Annotated in this window: 24 protein-coding genes and 1 pseudogene; 16 read left to right on the top strand and 9 right to left on the bottom strand. The window is 72.4% G+C overall.

The genetic code is table 11. The features are described from left to right. Positions 1-40 precede the first annotated feature (40 nt). Positions 41-949: a 5'-3' exonuclease gene (locus tag Sfulv_RS04470; protein ID WP_173317579.1), complete on the bottom strand. Its 909-nt coding sequence runs from the start codon at positions 947-949 to the stop codon at positions 41-43. Between the two features lie 325 nt (positions 950-1,274). Here Sfulv_RS04470 and Sfulv_RS04465 point away from each other — a divergent pair, with 325 nt between their 5' ends. The 3 genes from Sfulv_RS04465 (at position 1,275) to Sfulv_RS04455 (ending at position 5,713) form a co-directional block, all read left to right on the top strand. Beyond that, a complete protein-coding gene (locus tag Sfulv_RS04465) occupies positions 1,275-2,366 on the top strand; it encodes a quaternary amine ABC transporter ATP-binding protein (protein ID WP_256668810.1) in 1,092 nt (363 codons plus the stop codon). Continuing rightward, the gene (locus Sfulv_RS04460) at positions 2,359-4,989 is read left to right on the top strand and encodes an ABC transporter permease/substrate binding protein (RefSeq protein ID WP_173311644.1); all 2,631 of its coding nucleotides are present in this window, start codon (positions 2,359-2,361) and stop codon (positions 4,987-4,989) included. Before Sfulv_RS04465 ends, Sfulv_RS04460 begins: the two co-directional genes overlap by 8 nt. 178 nt (positions 4,990-5,167) lie before the next feature. Then, on the top strand, positions 5,168-5,713 hold the full coding sequence (locus tag Sfulv_RS04455) for a helix-turn-helix domain-containing protein (RefSeq protein ID WP_173311641.1): 546 nt from the start codon (positions 5,168-5,170) through the stop codon (positions 5,711-5,713). A 22-nt stretch (positions 5,714-5,735) separates the two neighbouring features. Here Sfulv_RS04455 and Sfulv_RS04450 read toward each other — a convergent pair whose 3' ends face one another. Further along, the gene (locus Sfulv_RS04450) at positions 5,736-6,884 is read right to left on the bottom strand and encodes a TDT family transporter (RefSeq protein ID WP_173311638.1); all 1,149 of its coding nucleotides are present in this window, start codon (positions 6,882-6,884) and stop codon (positions 5,736-5,738) included. 70 nt (positions 6,885-6,954) lie between these two features. Between Sfulv_RS04450 and Sfulv_RS04445 the strand changes: the two genes are divergently transcribed. Both Sfulv_RS04445 and Sfulv_RS04440 read left to right on the top strand, forming a co-directional pair. After that, positions 6,955-7,878, top strand: a complete 924-nt coding sequence (locus Sfulv_RS04445; protein ID WP_173311635.1) for a LysR family transcriptional regulator — start codon at positions 6,955-6,957, stop codon at positions 7,876-7,878. Positions 7,879-7,945: 67 nt separating this feature from the next. After that, positions 7,946-8,941, top strand: coding sequence for a DUF2510 domain-containing protein (locus Sfulv_RS04440; protein ID WP_173311631.1), 996 nt, complete (start codon positions 7,946-7,948; stop codon positions 8,939-8,941). Here Sfulv_RS04440 and Sfulv_RS04435 read toward each other — a convergent pair. Then, entirely contained in the window at positions 8,892-10,094 is a 1,203-nt protein-coding gene (locus Sfulv_RS04435) for an amino acid deaminase/aldolase (protein ID WP_173311627.1), read from the bottom strand. The genes Sfulv_RS04440 and Sfulv_RS04435 overlap by 50 nt on opposite strands. Before the next feature lie 666 nt (positions 10,095-10,760). Here Sfulv_RS04435 and Sfulv_RS04430 point away from each other — a divergent pair. Then, positions 10,761-11,549, top strand: coding sequence for a hypothetical protein (locus Sfulv_RS04430; RefSeq protein ID WP_173311624.1), 789 nt, complete (start codon positions 10,761-10,763; stop codon positions 11,547-11,549). Then, positions 11,546-12,739, top strand: a complete 1,194-nt coding sequence (mycP, locus tag Sfulv_RS04425; protein WP_173311621.1) for a type VII secretion-associated serine protease mycosin — start codon at positions 11,546-11,548, stop codon at positions 12,737-12,739. Before Sfulv_RS04430 ends, mycP begins: the two co-directional genes overlap by 4 nt. Here the strand turns inward: mycP and Sfulv_RS04420 are convergent. After that, positions 12,736-13,464 (bottom strand): serine hydrolase, encoded by a 729-nt coding sequence (locus Sfulv_RS04420; protein WP_371874629.1) that lies wholly within the window; start codon positions 13,462-13,464, stop codon positions 12,736-12,738. The two genes, mycP and Sfulv_RS04420, sit on opposite strands and share 4 nt — an antisense overlap. 182 nt (positions 13,465-13,646) lie before the next feature. Here Sfulv_RS04420 and Sfulv_RS04415 point away from each other — a divergent pair, with 182 nt between their 5' ends. Beyond that, positions 13,647-14,375 carry an SseB family protein gene (locus tag Sfulv_RS04415; protein WP_173311618.1) on the top strand — a complete coding sequence of 243 codons (729 nt, stop codon included), beginning with the start codon at positions 13,647-13,649 and terminating at the stop codon, positions 14,373-14,375. A gap of 98 nt (positions 14,376-14,473) precedes the next feature. Here the strand turns inward: Sfulv_RS04415 and Sfulv_RS04410 are convergent, their stop codons facing one another. Continuing rightward, positions 14,474-14,836: a DUF1844 domain-containing protein gene (locus tag Sfulv_RS04410; RefSeq protein ID WP_173311615.1), complete on the bottom strand. Its 363-nt coding sequence runs from the start codon at positions 14,834-14,836 to the stop codon at positions 14,474-14,476. A gap of 237 nt (positions 14,837-15,073) precedes the next feature. Here Sfulv_RS04410 and Sfulv_RS31405 point away from each other — a divergent pair, with 237 nt between their 5' ends. The 8 genes and pseudogenes from Sfulv_RS31405 to pheT all read left to right on the top strand — a co-directional run bounded on the left by Sfulv_RS31405 (position 15,074) and on the right by pheT (position 22,808). Then, entirely contained in the window at positions 15,074-15,451 is a 378-nt protein-coding gene (locus Sfulv_RS31405) for a translation initiation factor IF-3 (RefSeq protein ID WP_371874628.1), read from the top strand. Continuing rightward, the gene (gene infC, locus Sfulv_RS04405; RefSeq protein ID WP_371874627.1) at positions 15,403-15,900 is read left to right on the top strand and encodes a translation initiation factor IF-3; all 498 of its coding nucleotides are present in this window, start codon (positions 15,403-15,405) and stop codon (positions 15,898-15,900) included. The genes Sfulv_RS31405 and infC overlap by 49 nt, the downstream gene beginning before the upstream one ends. Positions 15,901-16,023: 123 nt before the next feature. Next, complete coding sequence (gene rpmI, locus Sfulv_RS04400) at positions 16,024-16,218, top strand: 50S ribosomal protein L35 (RefSeq protein WP_173311612.1); 195 nt, start codon at positions 16,024-16,026, stop codon at positions 16,216-16,218. Between the two features lie 106 nt (positions 16,219-16,324). Next, positions 16,325-16,708: a 50S ribosomal protein L20 gene (gene rplT / locus Sfulv_RS04395; protein ID WP_173311610.1), complete on the top strand. Its 384-nt coding sequence runs from the start codon at positions 16,325-16,327 to the stop codon at positions 16,706-16,708. Between the two features lie 117 nt (positions 16,709-16,825). After that, positions 16,826-17,734, top strand: coding sequence for a TrmH family RNA methyltransferase (locus Sfulv_RS04390; RefSeq protein ID WP_246353005.1), 909 nt, complete (start codon positions 16,826-16,828; stop codon positions 17,732-17,734). A gap of 56 nt (positions 17,735-17,790) precedes the next feature. Further along, a complete protein-coding gene (locus tag Sfulv_RS04385; RefSeq protein WP_173311607.1) occupies positions 17,791-18,957 on the top strand; it encodes a sensor histidine kinase in 1,167 nt (388 codons plus the stop codon). 199 nt (positions 18,958-19,156) lie between these two features. Further along, positions 19,157-20,295: pseudogene (pheS, locus tag Sfulv_RS04380) on the top strand (phenylalanine--tRNA ligase subunit alpha). Further along, positions 20,295-22,808, top strand: a complete 2,514-nt coding sequence (gene pheT / locus Sfulv_RS04375; RefSeq protein ID WP_173311604.1) for a phenylalanine--tRNA ligase subunit beta — start codon at positions 20,295-20,297, stop codon at positions 22,806-22,808. Before pheS ends, pheT begins: the two are co-directional and overlap by 1 nt. A 198-nt stretch (positions 22,809-23,006) precedes the next feature. Here the strand turns inward: pheT and Sfulv_RS04370 are convergent, their stop codons facing one another. From Sfulv_RS04370 to Sfulv_RS04360, 4 genes are read right to left on the bottom strand one after another with little or no spacing between them, the layout of a single operon-like run. Beyond that, positions 23,007-23,420 (bottom strand): lasso peptide biosynthesis B2 protein, encoded by a 414-nt coding sequence (locus tag Sfulv_RS04370; RefSeq protein ID WP_173311601.1) that lies wholly within the window; start codon positions 23,418-23,420, stop codon positions 23,007-23,009. Further along, a complete protein-coding gene (locus Sfulv_RS30110) occupies positions 23,417-23,674 on the bottom strand; it encodes a lasso peptide biosynthesis PqqD family chaperone (protein ID WP_246353003.1) in 258 nt (85 codons plus the stop codon). The genes Sfulv_RS04370 and Sfulv_RS30110 overlap by 4 nt, the downstream gene beginning before the upstream one ends. After that, a complete protein-coding gene (locus Sfulv_RS30105) occupies positions 23,655-24,098 on the bottom strand; it encodes an asparagine synthase-related protein (RefSeq protein WP_256668808.1) in 444 nt (147 codons plus the stop codon). The genes Sfulv_RS30110 and Sfulv_RS30105 overlap by 20 nt, the downstream gene beginning before the upstream one ends. After that, positions 24,053-25,477, bottom strand: coding sequence for an asparagine synthase-related protein (locus Sfulv_RS04360; protein WP_173311596.1), 1,425 nt, complete (start codon positions 25,475-25,477; stop codon positions 24,053-24,055). Before Sfulv_RS04360 ends, Sfulv_RS30105 begins: the two co-directional genes overlap by 46 nt. Positions 25,478-25,564 lie beyond the last annotated feature (87 nt).

Genomic DNA, 25,564 nt, shown 5'->3' with positions numbered 1-25,564 from the left:
TCCCTGTCGGTTATTACTTAGGCTTACCTAAGTTAGCACTTCAGCTCCGTAGTGTGGAGAGCAGGCGCGTCAAGGCGCCTCCCAGGCCCCACTGTTCGGCGAGTGCTTCGAGCGCCGCCGGATCGCGCGGCTCGCGCGGCAGGGCCGGATCGAACGGGGGCAGGGGTACGTCGGCGGCGACCCGGACGACCTTCGGCGCGACCGCCACGTAGTCCCGCGCCTCGTACAGGCGCTTGCGCTGCGACGGGGTGAGCCGGGCGGCGGGGTTGTCGACGGCGGACATGATCCCGGCGAGGTCGCCGAAGGTGTCGAGCAGCTTGGCGGCCGTCTTCTCGCCGATGCCGGGGACGCCGGGCAGGCCGTCACTCGGATCGCCCCGCAGCAGGGCCAGATCGACGTAGCCGGCGCCGTCGACCCCGTACTTCTCGCGCAGCCACGCCTCGTCGGTCACCTGGAGGGAGCCGACGCCCTTCAACGGGTAGAGCACCCGCACCTCGCGGGCGTCGTCGACCAGCTGGTAGAGGTCCCGGTCGCCCGTGACGATGTCCACCGGACCCTTGGCCAGGCCGGTGAGCGTGCCGATCACGTCGTCCGCCTCGTACGGGGCGACGCCGACCCGGGCGATCCCGAGGGCGTCGAGCACGTCCTCGATGACCGGGACCTGCGGGGCCAGGGTGTCTGGGGTGTCCTCCTCGTCGGCCACGCCCGGGGGTGTCTCCACCGCCACGCGGTGGGCCTTGTAGGTGGGGATCAGCTCGACGCGCCAGTGCGGCCGCCAGTCGGCGTCCATGCAGGCCACCAGATCGTCCGGCCGGTGGTCCCGCACCAGCCGTCCGATGAAGTCGAGCAGTCCGCGCACGGCGTTGACGGGGGTGCCGTCCGGTGCGCGCACCGAGTCGGGCACGCCGAAGTAGGCGCGGTAGTAGAGGGAGGCGGTGTCCAGGAGCATCAGGCGTCGCGTCACACCCCGATGATGCCGCACGCCACTGACACCCGGCCCGCACGCCGCAGGCACCCGTACCGCCCGCCCCTGCCGCGCGCGGTCAGCGTCCGGCGGCCGGCGTCCGCCGTCCGGCGCCTCCCGGTTGACCCGGGATTATAAGTGAACTGAGTCACTCTCGTGTTTGGGTTGCATAAGTCCGGGCAGGCGCGGCACCGGAGCGGACCACGCGCACTTCTCATCCGTGCGCGTGCACTGTGGACCGAATCCGCACCGCTCCACGGTCTGCCGACGGGGGTGGCGGACCGTTTTCGGTTCAATGCGTGAGGTGTATGTGTCAAGGCTGCAAGCTGAGCACCTGTACAAGGTGTTCGGCAAACGACCCGATCAAGCCGTGCAGAAGCTTCAAAGCGGCACCGGCCGCGACGAACTGCGCGCCGACGGAACGACCGCAGCGGTGATCGACGCATCGTTCACCGTGGAACCGGGCCAGATCTTCGTCGTGATGGGACTCTCCGGGTCCGGCAAGTCGACGCTGCTGCGGATGCTCAACGGACTGCTCGATCCCACAGCCGGACGGGTGCTGTTCGACGACCAGGACCTGACCGCCCTGAGCGCCCGGGAGCTGCGCAAGGTCCGCTCCACCAGGATCAGCATGGTCTTCCAGCACTTCGCGCTCTTCCCGCACAGAAGTGTCCTGGAGAACGCCGCGTACGGCCTCGAAGTACAAGGAGTGCCGCGCGCCGAGCGCGACAGGCGCGCCGCCGAGGCACTGGAGATGACCGGCCTCGCCGGCTGGGAGAAGTCCTGGCCCGACGAGCTGTCCGGCGGTATGCAGCAGCGCGTGGGCCTGGCCCGCGCGCTCGCCACGGACGCGGACCTGCTGCTGATGGACGAGTCCTTCAGCGCGCTCGACCCGCTGATCCGCCGCGACATGCAGAGCCAGCTCCTCGAACTGCAGAAGCGGCTCAAGAAGACCATCGTCTTCATCACCCACGACCTCAACGAGGCCATGCGGCTCGGTGACCGGATCGCCGTGATGCGCGACGGGAAGATCGTCCAGCAGGGCACCGCGGAGGACATCCTCGTGCGTCCGGCCGACGACTACGTCGCCTCGTTCATCCAGGACGTCGACCGCTCGCGGGTGCTCACCGCCGGTTCGATCATGGAGCAGCCCGAGAAGGGCCGCTCCGACGCCCAACTCCTGGCCGAAGCGCCCGCGACCGTCTCCGCCGGGACGCCCATCGCCGAACTCTTCACCCCCTGCTCCACCAGCGGCGTCGCCGTGGCCGTCACCGACGCGGGTGGCGACGTCATCGGCGTCGTCCCCCGCAGCCGGCTGCTCGCGGCCCTGGGCGAGGAACCGCGGGTCGAGACGGTGCTCCCCGCCCCGCGTGACATCGAGAAGGTGACCGCCGGTGCCTAGGTTCACCTTCGGCGAGTGGGTCGAGAGCGCGGTCGACTGGCTCCAGTCGAACCTCGCCTGGATCTTCGACGCGGTCAAGGCCGTGCTCGGCGGCATGTACGACGGCGTCAACGCGGTCCTCGGCGGCGGTGAACCGCTGCTCCTGGCGGGCATCTTCGCCGTACTGGCGTTCTGGCTGCGCGGTGTGGTCCCGTCCGCGCTCACCTTCGTGGGCTTCGCCCTGATCGACTCCCTCTCCCTCTGGGACGAGGCGATGGCGACACTGTCGCTGGTCGTCGTCGCGGCGGTCATCACCATCGCGATCGCGGTGCCCATGGGCATCTGGGCCGCGCGGAACAACAAGGTCAGCGCCACGCTGCGACCGGTGCTCGACGTCATGCAGACGATGCCGGCCTTCGTCTACCTGATTCCCGGCGTCATGTTCTTCGGCGTCGGTGTCACCCCCGGTGTCATCGCCACCATCGTGTTCGCGATGCCGCCCGGCGTACGCATGACCGAGCTCGGCATCCGCCAGGTGGACACCGAGCTGGTCGAGGCGGCCGAGGCGTTCGGCACCACGCCGCGCGACACCCTCACCCGGGTGCAGCTCCCGCTCGCACTGCCGACGATCATGGCCGGTGTCAACCAGGTCATCATGCTGGCGCTGTCGATGGTCGTCATCGGCGGCATGGCCGGAGCCGGCGGTCTCGGCGAGAAGGTGTACGCCGCGATCACCCAGCTCCAGGTCGGCCTCGCCGCCGAGAGCGGGATCGCCGTCGTCATCCTCGCCATGTACCTGGACCGGATGACCGGAGCGCTCAACGAGCGGGTCTCCCCGCTCGGCCGCCGGGCCGCCGCCAAGGCCGCCGCCGGTGCGCGCCGCCTCAGGTTCACGCACTACAAGCCGGGCACCGCGGTCGCGATGGCCGGCGTGGTCGTCCTGGCGCTGATCGCGGGCGGCCTGAACCTCGTGGGCTCGGACGACGGCAAGAACGCGCGGGCGGACGGTACGGACATCGGCCAGGGCCAGAAGATCAACCTGGGGTACATCCCCTGGGACGAGGGCATCGCCTCCACCTTCCTCTGGAAGGAACTTCTGGAGCGGCGCGGCTACACCACGGACATCAAGCAGCTCGACGCCGGTCCGCTCTACTCGGGTGTCGCCCGCGGGGACATCGACTTCCAGACGGACTCCTGGCTGCCGACCACGCACAAGGACTACTGGGACAAGTACAGCGACAAGCTGGACGACCTCGGTTCCTGGTACGGCCCGACCTCGCTGGAGCTGACGGTCCCCTCGTACGTCGAGGGCGTCGACTCCCTGGACGACCTCAAGGGCCAGGGCAAGAAGTTCGACGGCAAGATCATCGGTATCGAGGCCAGTGCCGGGATGATGGGCACGCTCAACAAGAAGGTGCTCAAGGAGTACGGCCTGGAGGGCGAGTACGAGGTCGTCTCCTCCAGCACCTCCTCGATGCTGGCCGAGCTGAACGCCTCCATCAAGAAGAAGGAGCCCGTCGTGGTGACCCTGTGGTCGCCGCACTGGGCCTACGGCAAACACGACCTGAAGAAGCTCAAGGACCCCAAGGGCGCCTGGGGCGAGGGCGAGCAGATCCACACCGTGGCGCACAAGGGCTTCGCCGGGAAGGCTCCCGCCGTCGCCGGCTGGCTCAAGAAGTTCGAGCTCTCCGAGGAGCAGCTCACCAGCCTGGAGAACGAGATCCAGGGAGCCGGCCAGGGCAAGGAGCAGGACGGCGTCCGCGCCTGGCTGAAGAAGAAGCCGGGCCTCCTCGACGAGCTGGCCCCGCTGCCGGCCGGTGCGGGCGGCACGGCGCAGGGCAAGGACGCGGGCAAGACCGTCGACCTGGGCTACTTCCCCTGGGACGAGGCCATCGCCAGCACGTACCTCTGGCAGAACGTGCTGGAGGACCGCGGGTACGGAACGACGGTCAAGCAGCTCGACCCCGGCCCGCTGTACACCGGTCTCGCGCAGGGGCAGCTGGACGTCCAGTTCGACTCCTGGCTGCCGACCACGCACAAGGACTACTGGGACCGCTACAAGGACGACCTCACCGATCTCGGTTCCTGGTACGGCCCGACCTCGCTGGAGCTGACGGTCCCCTCTTACGTCGAGGGCGTCGACTCCCTGGACGACCTCAAGGGCCAGGGCAAGAAGTTCGACGGCAAGATCATCGGCATCGAGTCGAGTGCCGGGATGATGGGCACGCTCAACAAGAAGGTGCTCAAGGAGTACGGCCTGGAGGGCGAGTACGAGGTCGTCTCCTCCAGCACCTCCTCGATGCTCGCCGAACTCAACCGGTCGATCAAGAAGAAGGAGCCCGTCGTGGTGACCCTGTGGTCGCCGCACTGGGCCTACGGCAAGCACGACCTGAAGAAGCTCAAGGACCCCAAGGGCGCCTGGGGCGAGGGCGAGCAGATCCACACGGTCGCCAAGAAGGACTTCCCCCAGGAGTTCCCCGAGCTGACCGGCTGGCTCAAGGAGTTCGAGCTCAGCGAGGCGCAGCTCGCCTCGCTGGAGGTGGAGATCCAGAAGGGCGGCGCCGGCGAGGAGAAGCGGTCCGCCCGTCGCTGGATGGACGCCAATCCGGATGTCATCGACGAGATGGCGCCCGTGGGCGGCTGATCCACCGCGTGGAACACCCCTGAGAGACGGTCCCGGTATCGCACCGGGACCCTCCCTTTCGGTGTACTTCCGGTCACTCCCCGGTAGGTTTCCCTGCATTCGTCGCGGCGCCGTGCCGCGAACGACATGCGCGGGGCGCCGTCAGCCGCGAGGATGGCCAGGCGGGAGGGAGCCGGACATGGACGACAAGGACACACCGCGGGTAGGCGCCGCGGTCCGCCGACGGCGCAGGAACCTCGGCCTCACGCTGTCCGCGGTCGCCGCGCGCAGCGGGCTGTCCGTGCCCTTTCTCAGCCAGATCGAGAACGAGCGGGCCAGGCCGAGCGCCAAGTCGCTGGACCGGGTCGCCGGGGCCCTGGAGACCACGACCGGCCGGCTGAGGGCCGCGGCCGACTCGGCGCGCGCCGTCGACGTCGTACGGGCGGGCGAGGGCGACGGGGTACGCCGGGTGGTGCGCGGCCGCCACCAGCTCAGCGCCCTGGAGTTCACCGGCGAGCAGGACCTCGGCCGCGAGTTCCAGCACCGCAACGACGAGGTGATGTACGTCGTGGAGGGCGCCGCCGAGGTGGAGGCCGAGGGACAGGCGTACCGCCTTGAGCGCGGTGACACGCTGTTCCTCTCCGGTGGCGTACGCCACCGCTGGCGTGCGGCCGTGCCCGGCACCCGGCTGCTCGTCGTCGCGGTGGCGGAACACATCGACGCCACCTTCGACCCCCGGCGCTGAGAGAACGCCGTCCGCCCTCTCCTCAGGCGGCGGTCACCGGCAGCGGAGAGGGCGGCGCCACCAGGAGGGTCCTGCCGGCCAGCCCCCGCAGCGTCCGCACCGCCGCCACCGACCAGGCCGCCACCAGGAACACGTACAGGACCACGGCCAGCCAGGTGAAGGCCGCGAGCCCGGTGCGCCCCGCCAGCCCGGCGGCGCCCGTCACACACGTGCCGACCGGGAAGGTGAAGCCCCACCAGGTCATCGTGAACGTCATCCCGCCCCGCGCCGCCCGCAGCACCATGGCACCGGCCAGCGCCAGCCACAGCAGGGCGAACCCCATCACGGGCACCCCGTACAGCACGGCGAACGCGCCGAAGGCGGAGGCGTACGGGGCTCCGGCCGCCCCCTGCGCCGCATCGGCCAGCTGGTTCACCGCGGTCGTCGACTGCCCCAGCGGACCGAGCACCAGGAACAGTGTGGGCGTCAGGGCCAGGGGCAGCGGCCCGTGGTGCACCAGCCGGCCGAAGACCAGCGGCAGCATCACCAGCGTCGCCAGCAGGGACAGCCCGAACATCGCGTAACAGGCCAGCAGCAGCGCCTCCCGCCACTGCCCGGTGGGCAGCTCGGGCACCAGCAGCGGCCCCACCGCCGCGGAGACCATCGGGGCCACCAGCGGCAGCAGCCAGACCGGCGAGGCCGTACCGGGGGCGGGCCGGTGGCGGACGACCATCAGATACGGGATCGCCACCGCGGTGGCGAGTCCGGTCACGGTACCGACGGCGAACAGCAGCGAGCCCACGGCGACCGCGGCCCCGTGCCCGGTCACCTCCCGGCCGGCCACCATCGTGGCTCCGCCGACCGCGAGCAGCGCCATGGAGAGACAGCCGTAGAAGGGTGCGACCGCCGGGTCCAGAAGGTGGGCGCGCGCCTGGTCCCGGTGGAAGAGCCAGTGGCCCGCGCGGGCCACGAGGACGACGGCGAGCAGCACGGCCGAGAGCGCCCACACACCCGTGCAGGCAGCACGCAGCCAGCCGTGGTCACCGGGCAGGGCCGCGCCCGCGCTCGCCACGATCGCGGTCCCCATGACGCTCGCGTACCAGTGGGGACCGACGTACCGCAGCGCCGGGAACCGACGGGCGGCCGGACGGATGGCCCCGGCACGGGGCCGGGTCGGCGGGTAGATGGCCATGACACGATTCTGGTGGGGTGCGGCGGGCCCCACCAGGGAGTCCCGGCCTATGAGGTCATAAGCTGCCTTTATGCCCAGTGACCAGCACAGTCCCCTGTCCCACCGGGTTCCCGACCTGGGGGCGCTGGAACTGCTGCTCGCGGTGGCCCGTCATGGCAGCCTCGGCCGCGCGGCGCGCGACGTGGGCATCACCCAGCCCGCCGCTTCCAGCCGCGTCCGGTCGATGGAACGGCAGCTCGGGGTCGCGCTCCTGGACCGCTCGCCCCGCGGCTCCCGGCTGACCGACGCCGGAGCACTCGTCACGGACTGGGCCCGCAGGATCGTCGAGGCGGCCGAGGCGTTCGACGCGGGCGCCCAGGCGCTGCGCGACCGGCGGGACTCCCGGCTGAGGGTCGCGGCCAGTATGACCATCGCCGAGTACCTCCTGCCGGGCTGGCTGATCGCCCTGCGCGCCGAACGGCCCGGCACGGCGGTCTCACTGCTCGCCGGGAACTCCGCCGCGGTCGCCCAGCGTCTGCTCGGCGGTGAGGCCGACCTCGGGTTCGTGGAGGGACTGTCCATACCGGAAGGTCTGGACGGTACGGTCATCGCGCACGACCGGCTCGTCGTCGTGGTCGCCCCCAGCCACGCCTGGGCCCGCCGCCGTACGCCCCTGACCCCCGCCGAACTGGCCGCCACCCCGCTCATCCTGCGCGAGTATGGCTCCGGCACCCGCCAGGTCCTGGACGCCGCGCTCGCCGTCCACGGAGGACTGGCACCGCCGCTCTTGGAGCTCTCCTCGACCACGGCCGTCAAGGGGGCGGCCGAGAGCGGCGCCGGCCCCTGCGTCCTGAGCGAACTGGCGCTCGGCGAGGAACTGTCGGCCCGCCGCCTCGTCAGGATTCCCGTCGCGGGCGTACGGCTCCGGCGCCAGCTCCGCGCCGTCTGGCCCACCGGCCATCGTCCGGCCGGCCCGGCCCGCGACCTGCTCTCACTGACCGGCCGGGAGCCCTGACGCGCCCGCGCCGCTCATGCCCGCCGTCCTGTTCAGGACGTCGCGGGCACCCCCTAGGGTAGGGCGGATGAGCGACGCGACACCGCCCGGCTGGTATCCGGACGCGGCCACACCCGGTTCCGAACGCTGGTGGGACGGCACGGCGTGGAGTGCGCACACCCGCCCGTCCGGCGCGCACCAGGCATACGTCCCCCGGGAGTTCGGGACCCCGCTGCCGCCGGCGGGACGCCCCGGCGGCGGCACCAGGACCGTCGTCATGATCCTGGCGGGCGTGCTCGTCGCCGGAGCGGCCGTCACCGGAGCCGTACTGCTCGGCGGGGACGACGGTGCGACGAAGCCCGCGGCGGCGACCAGCGGCCCGGCCCCGGCTCCCGAGGACAGCGCGTCCTCGCGGGCCCCGGCGCGCGGCGCCACCCCCTCGGACGACCCGAGGGTGCTCGTCGACCAGCTCAACGGGATCACCCTGCCCGTGCCGGAAGGCTGGGAGAAGCCGGACAACACCCTGGAGCAGGCGACGACGGCCATGCGAACGGGCCTCTCCTACCGGTGCCCCGGCGACGCGGCGAACTTCTGCTACCACGGCACCGTCACCAGCCGCACGGCGAGCTCCACCGACCTCACCTCCGTCGAGGCCCTGGCCAGGGCGGACATCGGGACCGCCGCGAAGAACGCGTACGGCGAGGACTCCCTCGGCAACCGCGCCCACGGGGGCGTCAGGTCCCACCGGGAACTCGCGTCCACCTCCGTCACCGTGGCCGGGCGCACCGGTCATCTGGTGCGCTGGCGGGTCACCACGGGCAAAGGGCCCGGCGGCTACGTCCAGTCCCTCGTCTTCCCCTCCGCCGTGGGCAGCGAGACGCCCGTCATCGTGCGCTTCGCCTTCGACGCGGGCCAGGACGGCCTGCCGCTCTCCCTCATGGACACCATCACCAGGGGCATCCGCCCGGTCGGCGACAGCGCGACGGGCGGGGAGTGGGCAGCTCGGTCGCTCCTCTGCCCTGAACATGGACCCGTCAGAGGAAGGTCAGGCCCTCACCGCGGTACGTCGGCACGGTCGCCGTGATCCGGTCGCCCTCGATCAGGTGGAGGGCGTCGAAGCGCTCACACAGCTCACCGGCCTTCGCGTGCCGGAACCACACCTTGTCACCGATCAGCAGATCGTCGGCGGGCGAGCCCAGCAGCGGCGTCTGCACCTCGCCCGGCCCCTCCTGCCGGTCGTAGCGCAGTCCTTCCGGCAGGTACGGCACGGGCAGCCGGTCACGGCCCGCGGCGCCGGACGCGGGGTAGCCGCCACCGAGCACCGTCACCACGCCCACCCCGGGCCGCCGGACCACCGGCTGCGCGAACAGGGCGGCGGGACGGCCGGTGAACGACGTGTAGTGGTCGAACAGCCGCGGTACGTAGAGACCCGACCCGGCCGCGATCTCCGTCACCGCCGCCTCGGCGGCCGTGTGCTGCACGCTGCCGGTTCCGCCGCCGTTCACGAACTCCAGCTCCGGGGCGACCGCGCGTACCGCCCGCACCACCTCGCCGCGCCGCGCGGCCAGTTCTCCGCGCGCCGCCGCCTGCATCAGCCGCACGGCCCGGGAGCGCAGCGGCCGCCCGGCCACCGCGTCACCGACACCGGCGACGTGCCCCTCGTACGCCATCAGCCCCACCAGCCGGAAACCGGGCCTGCGGGCCACCGAGCGGGCCAGTTCGGCCAGTTGGGCGGGCGAGCGCAGGGGCGAGCGCAGCGCGCCGATCCTGACTCGGCCGCCGAGCAGCCGCAGCGAGGTGTCCAGCTCCAGGCAGACCCTGATCTCCTCCCGGCCGCCCGCCCGCGAGGCGTCGATCAGTTCCAGCTGGTGCGGGTCGTCGACCATCACGGTCACCGCCCCGGCGAGCTTCGGGTCACCGGCCAGCTCGGCGAACGCGGCGCGGTCGGCCGAGGGATAGGCCAGCAGTACGTCATCGAAACCGCTGCGGGCCAGCCACAGCGACTCCGCGAGGGTGAACGACATGACTCCCGCGAACCCCGGACGCGCGAGGACCCGCTCCAGCAGCGCCCGGCAGCGCACCGACTTGCTCGCCACCCGGACCGGCTTGCCCGCGGCCCGGCTCACCAGGTCGTCCGCGTTGGCGTCGAACGCCTCCAGATCGACCACGGCGAGCGGGGCGTCGAGGTGGGCGGTGGCCCGGTCGTAACAGGTCCGGTCAGCGGCGCGGGCAGTCATGGCCGCAGCTTGCCAGACACCCGTACCGCTGGGTAGGGGAGGATCTGGGCGGATGCCCCGGGCCACGGCGTCCGTTCCCGGGCGCCGGTCGCCAGCCCGTAGAGTAAGGGCCACGCGCTGACCAACGGGCCCGCCCGTGCGGGGGTCCGCGGGCGGTACGAGGACGCGAACCAGGGGCCGGATGAGTACCGAAGCGCGACGCGCTCCCGTGCCACCCCGCCCGCCCGCTCCTCCCGCCCCGCCGCCCGCCCCCAGGACGGACAGGCGGTCGCCGGCGGACCGTTTCCCGCTCCGGCCCGCCGCCGGCCCGGACCCGGAGGCGAGCGCCCCGCTCCGGCGCACCGGCCGGCCGGACCCGAGGGGGCGCCCCCCGCTGCCGCGCACCGGCAGCCCTCCGCCCCACAGCCCCCGCGCCGCGCACCCTCCGGACGGGCTCCGGGCGGTCCGCCCCCGGCCGCCGGGACGACCGCGTGGCCCCGGCCCGTCCCTCCGGCGGGGACCGGCCCGGGGCCGTGGCCCGGTGGGCCCGCCGGGCCGCCGCCCCCCGTCACGCGGCGCGGACCCGCAGGCGCCCTTGATCTCTCCGCCGCGCCGGGGACCGCCCCGGCGTCCCTCCCGTACCCGCACCCCTACGCGGCGGCCCCGTACGGGTTCGCCGAGACGCCCATGGAGACCACCACCCGGCTGCGCCCCGTCCGGCCGCGCCGCCCCGCGCGGACCCTGGGCGCCGCCGTCTGTCTCGTGCTCGGGCTCGGTCTGATCGGCGGCGCGGTCACCGGGACCTGGCTGACCGGCGACTCCTCGGCCGGCTCCGCCCGGACCGCGTACAGCGAGGGCCGTACCGCCTGGCACAGCGTGCCCGTCGGCACCCTCTTCCCCGCCACCCTCAAGGGCGACGGGGCCGGCCCGGGGGCCACGGACCGCCTCTGGACACGGGTCGCGGTCGCCCCGGACACCTCCTGCGCCACGGGCCTGGACCCGCTGCTCCTGAAGACGCTGCGCCCCGTGGGCTGCGCCCGCCTGGTGCGGGCCACCTACACCGACGCGACCCGCAGCAGCGTCGTCACCGTGGGCATGGTCTTCACCGAGGCCGGACCCGAGGGAATGCGCGGCCTCCGCGCCGGCTTCACCCGCCAGGGCCTCGGCGCCCGCGCCGACCTGATGCCCCGTACCTTCGCCCCCGAGGGCACCGCGGCCGCCGGCTTCGGCGACCGGCAGCGAGCCAGCTGGACCGTCCGCGTCCTGACCGAGATGCCCGTCGTCGTGTTCGCCGTCTCCGGATTCGCCGACGGACGCCTGGTGACCGCACCCCAGCCCGCCGCCGACGCCATGGCCCCGGGCGCGGCGACGGCCGTCGCCGAGGCCGGACTCGGCCACGAGGCGAAAGGCGTCGCGGACCGGGTGGAACGCGGTCTGCGCGGGGCCGTCACCGACCTCACGGAGCAGCCGGAGTGAACCGCCGACGTCCGCCCGGACGCCGGGCACTCGCGACGGCCTGCGCCGCGACCGCGTTCACCGTGCTCCCCGCCGTGCCCGCCCACGCCGACAACATCCGCGACCAGCAGTGGGGCCTGGCGGCGCTCCACACCGACCGGGCCTGGCAGACCACGAAGGGCGAGGGCGTCACGGTCGCCGTCCTGGACACGGGCGTCGACGCCGGCCATCCCGACCTCGCGGGCCAGGTACTGCCGGGCAAGGACCTCATCGGCTTCGGCGCCGAGCGCGGCGACCCGGCCTGGGCCCTGCACGGCACCGCGATGGCCGGGATCATCGCGGGCCGGGGCAACGGCCCCGGCCGCGGCGACGGCGTCCTCGGCATCGCGCCCGAAGCCAGGATCCTCCCCGGCCGGGTGATCCTGGAGTCCAACGACCCGTCCCGCGCGAAGGCCCGCGAATCACGCGGCACCGCCCTGGCGGAGGGCATCCGCTGGGCCACCGACCAGGGCGCGGACGTCATCAACCTCTCCCTCGGCGACGACAGCAAGTCCGCCCACCCCGAGCCCAGCGAGGATGCGGCCGTCCAGTACGCCCTGGCCAAGGGGGTATCCGTCGTCGCGTCGGCCGGCAACAGCGGAGAGAAGGGCGACCGCGTCTCCTACCCGGCCGCCTACCCCGGAGTGATCGCCGTCGCGGCCGTCGACAAGTACGGCACGCACGCCTCGTTCTCCACCCGCCGCTGGTACGCCACCGTCAGCGCGCCCGGCGTGGACATCGTCGTGGCCAACCCCGACCGGCACTACTACATCGAGTGGGGCACGTCCGCGGCCTCCGCGTTCGTGTCGGGGGCGGTCGCCCTGGTCCGCTCCGCCCACCCGGCCCTGACCCCCGCCCAGGTCAAGAAGCTCATCGCGGACACCGCGCGCAACCCCCCGCCGGACGGCCGCGACGACGCCCGGGGGTACGGGCTCGTCGACCCGGCCGCCGCGATCGAGGCCGGATCGCGTACCCGTACCGCCAAGCACCCCGGCTCCGCGGCGCCCGGTTACGGCAAGCGGTACTTCGGCCCCGGCCCCACCCCCCGGCGTGCGGACGGCGGCTCGGCGCACTGGCTGGCCCCGACCGCCGGCGGACTCGGCGCGGTACTGCTGGCCCTCGCCGTCGTCCTGTGGCGCGGCGGGCACGTCCGGGCGCCCAGGCCCTACTAGGCACCGCCCACCGCCGCGACCGCCGCCCGGGCCACCGACTCGACGAGTGCGATGCCCGCCTCCTTCGTGGCGTGCCCGTCCGAGAGCACGGCCACCAGACGCGTACGGCCGCCGGCGGTGACCCGGCCGATGCTGTTGATGTCCCACAGCCCCGTCGTGGTCCGCGGCATCCAGCCGTTCTTCAGCGCCCAGCCGGTACCCGCGGCGGACACCCCCCACCGCTGATCCGCCTCGACCCCGCCCATCAGCTCCCGGACGTACGCCCGGGAAGCCTCGCGGAGCACGGAACCCCCGGCCGGTCCGAAGACCGCCCTGAGCAGGCGCACCTGGTCCGGGGCCGTCGTCCGGGTCAGCCCCCACGCCCGGGCGGCCGTGGTCGAGGTCAGCCCGAGCCGGGCATTGGCCGCGTCGAGCCCCGCCGCCCCGCCGATCACCCGCCACAGCCTCGTCGCCGAGGTGTTGTCGCTGCGCCGGATCATGGCGTCCGCGTACCCGAGCTCGGCCCCGTTGAGCTGACGCCCCTCGTCCTGGGCCAGGAGCAGCAGGGCGGCCAGCACGTCGACCTTGACGATGCTCGCGGTGTCGTACGCCGTCGTGCCCCCGTACGCCGCGATCGGTTCGCCGCCGCCCTCACCCCGCGCCGGGAGGGACAGCACCGCGACGGACAACGAGGCGTCGCCGGTCAGCGGCGCCACCGCCTCGGCCAGTACCGCGTCGAGATCCACCCGTGCCTCCTCGCCCGCCGGCGCGCCGGCCGGCTCGCAGCGGAGGATACGCACACCGGAGCGAGGGGCGCGCGATCCGGCGGCCGAACCACCAGGAAGGCGCCCCGGCGGCCGAACCCGCAGGCAGCCCCCTGTGCCGACCTGTCGCCGGGACGGGAAGACCGACCCACTACGCTCGTCACGTGGCGCTCAAGAACATCCCGGACCCCGGTTTCTCCGACGACGACGGCACAGCCGCTCCCGAGCTGACCGCGGCGCTCGCCGCGTGGTCCCAGGACCGGAAGGCGGTCGGCCCGGTTCTGCATGCCCTGCTCGGCGCCCGGCTGCTCGTGCCCGTCGTCGCGGTGCTCGGCGAGGTGGAGACGGACGGGAACGGACTGCGCCGCGAGAAGACCAGCGACATGGCCGTCCCCACCCTGCAGGCGGGTGACCGCCGCGCACTGCCCGCCTTCACCTCGACCGCGGCACTGGCGCGCTGGGACCCGCAGGCCCGCCCGGTCGCCGTGCCCCTGCACCAGGCGCTCCAGGCCGCCGCGCACGAGAAGGCGGACACCGTGGTGCTTGATCTCGCGGGCCCGGTCCCCTTCGAGCTGACCGGCCCGGCCCTGCGCGCCCTCGCCGAGAACCGGGCCAGCGCCGAGCCGCTCGACGACCCCGCCGTCGTCGCGGCGGTACGGGACGTCGTCGCCGCCGAGCCCGCGGTGCTCCGTGCCCACCTCGGCCCCGGCCCGGCCGACGGCATCGTGGCGGTGGTCCTCACCCCGGACGCCGTTCCCGCCGAGGCCGCGCAGCGGCTGGCCGCTGCCCTGGCCGCCAGCGAGGCGCTGCGGGCCGGGCTCGTGCGCGGCCTCGACCTGGCGCTGCTGCCGGCCGACGCCGCCGCACCGGGCGAGCCCTTGTTCGCGCGCTGACCCTCGGACCCGCATGACGCGAGCCCGCCGCCTTGGTCACAGGCGGCGGGCTCGGGTCATGCGGCGGATCGGCTGGGGCGGGGCGTGGGCGGGACGGACTAGCCGTACACCGGCCCCGTGTACTTCTCACCCGGCCCCTTGCCCGGCTCGTCCGGTACGAGCGACGCCTCGCGGAACGCCAGCTGGAGCGATTTCAGGCCGTCGCGCAGCGGAGAGGCGTGGAAGGTGCTGATCTCGGTGGTGCTCGCGTCCAGCAGGCCGGCCAGGGCCTGCACCAGCTTGCGGGCCTCGTCCAGGTCCTTGTGCTGGTCGCCGTCCTCGGTGAGGCCGAGCTTCACGGCGGCTGCGCTCATCAGGTTCACGGCGACCGTCACGATCACCTCGACCGCGGGGACCTCCGCGATGTCGCGGGTCATGTCGTCGAAGCCGGGGGACTCACTGCGGGGGGTCGCGTCACTCATGTCCACACGATAAGGCCAGGCCCGGACGGTCCCGACTGCGGGAGACGGTCCCCGCCCGCGGTGCCCAGGGGTTAGCGGCACCCGCCGGGAGCTGCTAACCTTGTGTAACGACCGGCCGGACACCAGTGTGCCCGGCCCACAAGTGGAGGCTCCGATCTCCCACCTGACCGTCCTCCGGGACGGCGGGTCACCGGTCAGGTGGCGCCCATCGTTCCGTACGGACGATGGAGCTGCCCGATGATGCGCCCCGCGGTTGACTGCGGCGGTGTTCCGGTATTTCCAGGAGCCCCGCCTGTGTCCCGTCCGGGGCGTTTTTCTTGCTCCCGGCACGGTTGGTCTTTCGAAACAGACGTCACGCGGCTGTCCGCCAGGCGGTCCGCGTGGTGCTACCGAGGAGGATCCATCAGCGCCGAGCCCCGCATCAACGACCGGATTCGCGTTCCCGAGGTGCGACTTGTCGGTCCCAGTGGCGAGCAGGTCGGGATTGTCCCGCTTGCCAAGGCCCTGGAGCTCGCACAGGAGTATGACCTCGACCTGGTCGAGGTGGCGGCGACAGCCCGTCCCCCGTGTGCAAGCTCATGGACTACGGGAAGTTCAAGTACGAGTCGGCCATGAAGGCCCGTGAGGCGCGCAAGAACCAGGCGCACACGGTCATCAAGGAAATGAAGCTCCGGCCGAAGATCGACCCGCACGACTACGACACCAAAAAGGGTCACGTCGTCCGGTTCCTCAAGCAGGGTGACAAGGTCAAGATCACGATCATGTTCCGTGGTCGTGAGCAGTCCCGCCCGGAGCTGGGCTTCCGACTGCTCCAGCGTCTCGCTTCGGATGTCGAGGACCTCGGGTTCATCGAGTCCAACCCGAAGCAGGACGGCCGGAACATGATCATGGTTCTGGGCCCGCACAAGAAGAAGACCGAAGCCATGGCCGAGGCCCGTGAGGCCCAGGCCGCCCGCAAGGCGGAGCGTCAGGGTTACGCCCACGACGCCGACCCCGAGGGCGACGCGGCCGAGGCTCCGGCCGAGGCGGCCGAGGCTCCGACCGAGACACCTTCCGAGGCGTGACCTCTGGGGCCGCCATCCAGGCGCCCCCAGGTCCCCGCGGGACATCCCACCAAAGATCTGACGCCCCTGCAGTCCGGTGTTCCGCACCGTGAGGGACGCCACTGACGAGGAGAGAACGGCGCGATGCCGAAGAACAAGACGCACAGCGGTGCCAGCAAGCGCTTCAAGATCACCGGCTCCGGCAAGGTGCTCCGCGAGAAGGCCGGCAAGCGCCACCTTCTCGAGCACAAGTCGTCCAAGAAGACCCGCTCGCTGTCCGGCACGGTCGTCGTGGCTCCGGCCGACGCCAAGAAGATCAAGAAGCTTCTCGGCAAGTGAGCCGCCGCCCCCGCTGACCCGGGGGCGGGTGCTCGATCCGACCGGGACCAATTCGTTTCCGGGCTGTGTGGGTTTCAACCACGGCCCCGCTACAAGGAGTTAACAAGTGGCACGCGTCAAGCGGGCAGTCAACGCCCACAAGAAGCGCCGGGCAATTCTCGAGGCGGCCAAGGGCTACCGCGGTCAGCGTTCGCGCCTGTACCGCAAGGCCAAGGAGCAGGTCACCCACTCCCTGGTCTACAACTACAACGACCGCAAGAAGCGCAAGGGCGACTTCCGCCGTCTCTGGATCCAGCGCATCAACGCCGCTGCCCGCCAGAACGGTATGACGTACAACCGCCTCATCCAGGGTCTGAACGCCGCCAACATCGAGGTGGACCGCAAGATCCTGGCCGAGCTCGCGGTCAACGACCCCAACGCGTTCGCCGCGCTCGTCGAGGTGGCCCAGAAGGCCCTCCCGAGCGACGTCAACGCCCCGAAGGCCGCCTGATCCAGGCAGTCCTTCCAGGTGTGTGAGCCGGACCCGCAGGCGCCAGCCGTCTGCGGGTCCGGTGCGTTGCACCCCCGTCTTCCGTCCCTCCGTACGCAGAGAGGCTCGCCGCCGACCATGGGCACCCCCGAACTGATCTCCCCGCGATCGCCGCGCGTCACAGCCGCCCGGCGGCTGGCCAAGCGAAACTTCCGCGGCAAGGAGCGCAGGTTCATCGCCGAGGGGCCGCAGGCGGTGCGCGAGGCCGCAGGGCACCGGGGCGGCGACGGGCAGCCGACACTGACGGAACTCTTCGCCACCGTGGAGGCCGCCGAGCGGTACGCCGACATCGTCGGCGCCGCCCACGACGCGGGAGCCCGCATCCATCTCGCCGACGGCGACGTACTCGCCGACGTGTCGCAGACCGTCACCCCGCAAGGGCTGATCGGCGTCTGCCGCTTCCTGGACTCGCCGTTCGAGGACATCCTCGCCGCGAAACCGGCGCTCGTCGCCGTGCTCGCCAACGTACGCGACCCCGGGAACGCGGGGACGGTGCTGCGCTGCGCCGACGCGGCCGGGGCCGACGCCGTCGTCCTGACCGACGCCTCCGTGGACCTCTACAACCCGAAGTCCGTGCGGGCGTCCGCCGGTTCCCTGTTCCACCTGCCGGTAGCCATGGGCGTACCCGTCGAGCGGGTGGTGCGCGGGCTGCGGGACGCGGGCGTGCGCATCCTCGCGGCGGACGGCGCGGGCGACGACGACCTCGACGACGAGCTGGACGCGGGCACCATGGGCGGGCCGACCGCCTGGGTCTTCGGCAACGAGGCATGGGGGCTCCCCGAGGAGACGCGCGCCCTGGCCGACGCGGTGATCCGGGTACCGATCCACGGCAGGGCGGAGAGCCTCAACCTCGCGACGGCGGCGGCCGTATGCCTGTACGCCTCCGCGCGCGCCCAGCGCTCGCGGCGCGCGTCCCTTCCCGAACGCGCCCCCGGGGATCGTCGCCCATTCGATCCCGCAGGGTGTCGCTCGTTCCCCGACGACTAGTAGGGTGGCGAACTCGGGGGCCCACTGCACCGGTTCGAGAGGTGGGGTACGGCGATATGGCAGTCGGCATGAGCAGGCCGCGGAAGACACACACGGCCGTCATGCGCGCCGCCAAGGCCGCAACCGCCCCGCTGGGTGAAGCCGACACCGGCACCCTCCTCGGATACGGCGGCCTGGCCCCGGACGATCTTCCCGACGGCCTCGTCGTCGCCGACGAGACCGGCAGGGTCATCTGCTTCAACTCCGCCGCGGCCCGGATCACCGCCACTCCGAGCTCCGCCGTGCTCGGCCGCCGGCTGGAACAGGCGCTGCCCCTCGAAGACCTCAAGGGCAGGCGGTGGTGGACGCTGACCGATCCGTACGGAGGGCTGGCCACCCGGGTCGGCCAGCCTGAACGGAACCTGCTCCTGCCCGGCGGGCGTGAGGTGCTGGTCTCCGCGCGGTACGTGCGCGAGAGGCCGACCGGTCCGGTACGCCGCCTGGTGGTCTCCCTGCGGGGCACCGAGGCCCGCCGCCGTACCGAGCTCAGCCACGCCGAGCTGATCGCCACCGTCGCCCATGAGCTGCGCTCCCCGCTGACCTCGGTCAAGGGCTTCACCGCGACCCTGCTCGCCAAGTGGGAGAGGTTCACGGACGACCAGAAGCGGCTGATGCTGGAGACGGTCGACGCCGACGCCAACCGCGTCACCCGGCTCATCGCCGAGCTGCTCGACATCTCCCGGATCGACTCCGGCCGTCTGGAGCTGCGCCGCCAGCCCGTGGACATCTCCGCCGCCGTCGAGCGCCATGTCCAGGCCCATATCGCGACCGGCCAGGACCCCGGCCGCTTCCTCGTCCGCTCCCGCAAGCCGCTGCCCGCCCTGTGGGCCGATCCCGACAAGGTCGACCAGGTCCTCGGCAACCTCCTCGAAAACGCGGTGCGCCACGGCGAGGGAACCGTCACCATTGAGATCGCCCCCGCAGCCGCGCCGGCGAACAGTGACGAGACAGGAACGGCAGTCACCGTGAGCGACGAAGGTCCCGGAATCCCCGAGGAGTCGATGAGCCGCGTCTTCACCCGGTTCTGGCGGGGGAGCAAGCGCGGCGGCACGGGACTCGGCCTCTACATCGTCAAGGGCATCGTCGAGGCGCACGGCGGCACGATCACCGTCGACCGGGGGCCCGGCGGCGGCGCCGAGTTCCGATTTATCCTGCCTGTGAGCACTCCGGCCTATCTGAAATAGGCGGCTCCGCGCAGCGGATCGGACCAGGTGGCGGCGGGCGGCGCGAGCGCCTGAGCGGCCACGGGCTTCTTCGCCTCCCGGCGGCGCTTAGACTCGACCTTTGGCACCTTTGTGTCCTCCAGGCGTCGAGCGGGGCCACGGAGGTCCGGGGGTATCCCCCGGTAAGAGCAGTATCAGCCAATCGGAAGCACGGGAAGAGATGTCGGCACCGAACAAGTCGTACGACCCAGTCGAGGTCGAGGCACTGAAACCGGAAGAGATCGAGCGCATGCGGGACGAGGCGTTCGCCGCCTTCGCCGCCGCGGGCGATCTCGACGCGCTCGCCCAGGCGAAGACCGCGCACACCGGTGGCACCTCGCCCCTGTCGCTCGCCAACCGGGAGATCGGCGCCCTGCCGCCGCAGGCCAAGGCCGAGGCGGGCAAGCGCGTGGGCCAGGCCCGCGGCGCAGTCTCCAAGGCCCTCGCCGCCCGCCAGGCGGAGCTGGAGGCCGAGCGGGACGCCCGGGTCCTGGTCGAGGAGGCGGTCGACGTCACGCTGCCGTACGACCGCACCCCGGCAGGCGCCCGGCACCCGCTGACCACGATCATGGAGCGCGTCGCCGACGTCTTCGTGGCCATGGGGTACGAGATCGCCGAGGGCCCGAGGTCGAGGCGGAGTGGTTCAACTTCGACGCCCTGAACTTCGTGCCGGACCACCCGGCCCGGCAGATGCAGGACACCTTCTTCGTCCAGGGCACCACGCCGGACGGCAGGGTGACCACGGGTGACGAGTCCGGCATCGTGCTGCGTACGCACACCTCGCCGGTCCAGGCGCGCTCCCTGCTCGGCCGCAAGCCCCCCGTCTACGTGGTCTGCCCCGGCAGGGTCTACCGCACCGACGAGCTCGACGCCACGCACACCCCGGTCTTCCACCAGATCGAGCTGCTGGCCGTCGACGAGGGCCTCACCATGGCCGACCTGAAGGGCACCCTCGACCACATGGTCCAGGCGCTCTTCGGCCCGGACATGAAGACCCGGCTCCGGCCGAACTTCTTCCCGTTCACCGAGCCGTCCGCCGAGATGGACATGGTCTGCTACGTCTGCCGCGGCGATTCCGTCGGCAACCCCGACCGCCCCTGCCGCACCTGCGGCAGCGAGGGCTGGATCGAGCTGGGCGGCTGCGGCATGGTCAACCCCAAGGTGCTCGTCGCCTGCGGGGTCGACCCCGAGAAGTACAGCGGATTCGCCTTCGGGTTCGGCATCGAGCGGATGCTGATGTTCCGCCACAACGTCGAAGACATGCGAGACATGGTCGAGGGTGACGTCCGGTTCACCCGGCCGTTCGGGATGGAGATCTGATGCGCGTCCCGCTTTCCTGGCTGCGGGAGTACGTCGACCTGCCGGCGACGGAGACCGGCCGTGACGTACAGGCCAAGCTCGTCGCCGTGGGACTGGAGGTCGAGACCGTCGAGCAGATCGGCGCCGGCCTCAAGGGCCCGCTGGTCGTCGGACAGGTCCTGACCATCGAGGAGCTGGAGGGCTTCAAGAAGCCCATCCGCTTCTGCACGGTCGACGTCGGCATGGCCAACGGCACCGGCGAACCGCAGGAGATCGTCTGCGGAGCCCGCAACTTCTCCGTGGGCGACAAGGTCGTCGTGGTGCTCCCCGGCGCCGTGCTGCCCGGTGACTTCGCCATCGCCGCCCGTCAGACGTACGGCAAGACCTCCCACGGCATGATCTGCTCCACCGACGAGCTCGGCATGGGCGACGACGGCACGCACGGCATCATCGTGCTGCCGCCGGAGCACGAGGTGGGCACCGACGCGATCGAGCTCCTTGAGCTCGTCGACGAGGTCCTCGACATCGCCGTCACACCGGACCGCGGGTACTGCCTCTCCCTGCGCGGCGTGGCCCGTGAGACCGCCATCGCGTACGGGCTGCCGCTGAGCGATCCGGCCCTGCTCGACGTACCCCCGCCGAACGCGTTCGGCTACCCGGTGAAGGTCTCCGACCCCTTCGGCTGCGACCGCTTCACCGCGCGCACCGTCGTCGGCCTGGAGCCCGATGCGCGTTCCCCGATCTGGCTGCAGCGCCGTCTGCAGAAGGCCGGGATGCGCCCGATCTCGCTCGCCGTCGACGTCACGAACTACGTGATGCTCGAACTCGGCCAGCCGCTGCACGCCTACGACCGGACCCTGGTCGACGGGCCCATCGGGGTGCGCCGCGCCCAGCAGGGCGAGAAGCTCACCACGCTCGACGGCACCGCGCGCGTCCTGGACGCCGAGGACCTCGTCATCACCGACAACCGCGGGCCGATCGGCCTCGCGGGCGTCATGGGCGGAGCCAACACCGAGATCGCGGACTCCGCGGCCGGTGAGCACACCACCACCTCGGTCGTCATCGAGGCGGCGCACTTCGACGCGATCTCCGTGGCCCGCACCGCGCGCCGTCACAAGCTGTCCTCCGAGGCGTCCAAGCGCTTCGAGCGCGGCGTCGACCCCGCAGCGGCCGCCGCCGCCGCCCAGCGCACGGTGGACCTGCTGGTCCTCCTGGCGGGTGGCATGGCCGAGTCGGGCGTCACCGAGATCAGCGCCCCGTCCGCGCCCCGCACCATCGCCATGCCGGCCGACCATCCCGACCGGGTGGCCGGCGTCGCGTACGGCCGGGAGACCGTCGTACGCCGCCTCCAGCAGGTCGGCTGCGACGTCTACGGGCAGGACGAGCTGATCGTCACGGTGCCCTCCTGGCGCCCCGACCTCGCCGAGCCCAACGACCTGGCCGAAGAGGTCATCCGGCTGGAGGGTTACGAGAACCTCCCCTCGACCCTGCCGACGCCGCCATCGGGCCGGGGGCTCACCGACCGTCAGCGGCTGCACCGCCGCATCGGCCGCGCGCTCGCCGGAGCGGGCTACGTGGAGGCGCTGAGCTACCCGTTCATCGGCACCGCCGTCCTCGACCAGCTCGGCGTGGACGCGGACGACGACCGCCGCCGCACGGTCACGCTCGTCAACCCGCTCTCCGACGAGGAGCCCGCGCTGCGCACCACGCTGCTGCCGGGTCTCCTCGGAGCCCTGCGGCGCAACGACGGCCGCGGCAGCCACGACCTCGCGCTCTTCGAGACCGGTCTGGTCTTCCGGCCCACCGGCACCGAGGCGCAGGCCGTCCGGCTGCCCGTCGACCGTCGTCCCACCGACGAGGAGATCGCCGGACTCGACGCCGCGCTGCCGCGCCAGCCGCGCCGCGCCGCCGTCGTCCTGGCGGGCGCCCGCGAGCAGGCCGGCTGGTGGGGCAAGGGCCGCCCCGCCGACTGGGCGGACTCCGTCGAGGCCGCCCGTACGATCGCCCGGGAGGCCGGCGTCGAGCTGATCGTCCGCGGTGACCAGCACGCTCCGTGGCACCCCGGCCGCTGCGCCGCGCTGTACGTCATGGTGGACGGCGAGGAGACGCTCTTCGGCCACGCCGGTGAGCTGCACCCGCGAGTCGTCAAGGAGCTGCACCTGCCCGAGCGCACCTGTGCCATGGAGGTCGAGCTCGACGTCCTGGAGCAGGCCGTCGACGGCGCCCTCCAGGCGCCGCGGATCTCGGCCTTCCCGGTCGCGACCCAGGACGTCGCGCTGATCGTGGACCAGGAGGTGACCGCCGCCGACGTGGAGCGCGCGCTGCGCGAGGGCGCGGGTGAACTCCTCGAAACGCTGCGGCTGTTCGACGTCTTCACCGGCGACCAGATCGGCGAGGGCAGGAAGTCCCTGGCGTACGCGCTCCGCTTCCGCGCCGCGGACCGGACGCTGACCGTCGAGGAGGCTTCGGCCGCCCGTGACGCGGCGGTCGCGCTGGCCGCCGAGCGGACCGGCGCGGTGCTGCGCGGCGCTTAGCACGGCACCCGCAGGTGGTGAGGAGGGGCGTATCCGGTGGATACGCCCCTCCTTCGTGCCCGGTCCGCGTGGGCGGTGAGTTGTGCGCTCCTGCGCCGCCCGCTCGGCCACGGAGTGCCGGGCAGGCCGGAGCGCACGGCAGGACGGGTCGGGCATCGGGTGGTTCGCAAGGGATGAGAACGGTTCGATCCGGTCGGTTCAGCGTGGTGGGACGCTGAGCATCGTGTGGTAGGCAGCGGTGTCGGCGGGTTCGCCGACGGGGCGTCCTTCAGCTTCGACCCAGGCATGGGCGGCGAAGGGGGAGGTGCGTACTCCGGTGCACCAGGTGGGCCAGGTCCCGCCGATGCGGCACAGCAGCGCGGTGGCCAGGGAGCGTTGGAGGCAGTAGCGGCCCGAGCACAGGACGCTGACCGCGGTGACATCTCCTCGCGCGGACAGTGCCGTGTCGTAGGAGGCGCTCTTCGCCCCTCGGCTGGCGGCCCGCAGTACCGCCTGGAGGCGGGTGGGAGGCAGGTGTGACAGAAGCCGGGCGGCGCTTACAGCGGTGTGGGCGGCCAGCCGGCGTCCTGCCGGGGGGCGGGTGCTGGTGGTGTCGAGCGTCTGCCGGCTCACGGGGCGCTCACCAGTCCCGCACGGAAGAACTGGTCGATGAGGGCGGTGACATCAGCTTCGGCGTGCTCGCGGCTGACAGGGCGTGCCTGGACCAGGGCGTCGGTGATCTGCTGGGGTGTGGAACCGTTCAGGAACGCTTGCAGGACGGTAGTGCCGGTGGTGTTGAGCTGCCAGTACCGGCCGGCGCGCTGGTCGAGCAGGACCATGCCGTCTTCCGTGGCGGTGCAGGTGACATCAGCGCGTAGTCGGCTCAACGGGACGCTCCTCGGATTCGGGGGTGGTGAGGTAGGCCGGGAGGGGATGGGCGGCGAGATCCCGCAGCCACAGTTCGGCTGCCAGGAGTTGCTCCAGCCCGTGCGTGTGGCCGGTGAGCAGTTCGGGGCTGTGCAGCACGCGCCGCAGCCCGTTCTCATCGGCGATGCCGGCGGCGACCAGATGGGAGTCGGTGGCGAGGGCGGCGAGGTCTCGTCGGTGCCGGCGCAGGCTGTGGTGCCATTCCTGGGTGACGTGGTCCTTCGTGGTTCTCTGCAGCAGGTGGTCGGGCACGATGCCGTCCATCGCCGCCGCCAGGAGAGGCTTGTAGGTCCAGGGGCTGGTTGTGTCCTGGGCGCGTACTGCCAGGCACGCGGCGATCACCGTGTCGTCGCAGAACGGACTTTCGGCGGGCAGGGCGTCCACCGTCGAGTCGTGCGAGAAGATGGAGGCGATCCTGCCCGCTTCCCTCGCCTGGTGGAGCCGCCCGTGCAGGCCGCGTCCGGAAGCCAGCGGTCGTGCTTCCTGCGCCGCGGCAGTGTCCAGGAGGCCGGCCACGAGGTGCACGGCACTGTCGGTGGCCCACAGGGGAAGGCGCGGCCCATGCCCCAGCTGTCGGGGCCGGGCCGTCCGGCTGCGGGCTCGCGCAGACGGCCGCCGGCCGCAGTCAGCCAGCGGTGGTAGGAGCGGCCGTCGAACAGCATCCTCGCGGTGGCCGGCAGTGGCCAGCGTGAGCGCGCTCTCCACCCGGCCGCGTGCCGCAGCGCCAGGCTCGGATGCCGGCGCACCAGCGTATGGAGATAGGACCGGGGAGGCAGGAGGACGTCGTCGCCGCCATATCCGTTCAGGCGCAGTCGCGCACCCCGGTGGCGCAATGCTTGGGCGAGGTGCTTCTGCACGGCCCGCCCCCGCGTCACGGCGGTGGGCTCGTCGGCGGGATCATGCCGTACGCCGAGCCCGGCGAAGTAGCCCGGCAGCTCGGCGAACGGGAAGACCAGGGACTCGGAGCCGGGAAGGCGCTCCGCGGCATACGGAGCGTAGTACCGGTCCTCGTTGCCGGGGGTGGCGCTGTGCAGGGACGCGGTTACCAGGCGGGCCCCGGCCTCGGCAGCCAGGAAGCACAGTGAGGTGGAGTCCATGCCGCCGGACAGGTCCGCTCCCAGGATCTGCCCCGGCCGCGCGCGCAGCGACACCGCCTCCCGCAGTACATCGCGCAGGGCCACCGCTCCCTCAGCGAGGGGGAGGTGCGGGGCGGACGGCTGCCACCACTCCTTCGTGCGGTGGCTCCCGTCCGGTTCCACGATTACGGCCCGGCCCGGCGCGACGGCGTGCACCTGCCGCCACATCGCGCTGCCGGCCAGTGGGTGGGGCAGCGGGTCGACGGTCGAAAGGCGGGCGGCGAGCTGGCCGGTGTCCACCGCGGCCCGAGTGAGCCAGGCCAGCGTGCGGGCGCGGTCCGCGCACACCGTCACCCCGTCAACCGTCGTCCAGTACAGTCGGCGTGTGCCGAAGGCGCTACCCCGTAAGTAGCTGTGCCCGTCGACGGACGCGAGCACATGGAAGCTGCCGGCGGCGCCGCGCACCGCTGTCTCGACGTCCGGCAGATCACGCACGCCGTTCAAGCGCACGGTCAGATCCTGTGCGGTGAGCGAGCACCGCCCGGCCACTGCCAGCAGGGACGTGCCGGCCGAGGCGAACGCCCACTGCTCCTTCGGCCAGCGGCCGAAGAGCCAGGGCCGCCCCGACGCGTGCGGCACACTTTGCGGAGCATGGCTGCGTAACCGGTCAAGGACGTCGGATGCCATCGCACGATCCGGAACCACGACGAACCATGCGGCTGAGACCTCGCCCAAGAACTTTCCCCTCACAGGAGCGGGCGCGGACTCCCGCGC

It is taken from the genome of Streptomyces fulvorobeus (assembly GCF_013167895.1).
Lineage (GTDB): Bacteria > Actinomycetota > Actinomycetes > Streptomycetales > Streptomycetaceae > Streptomyces > Streptomyces fulvorobeus.
Note: the sequence above shows the minus strand (reverse complement) of the source record. Positions and strands in the feature narration are given on the sequence as shown.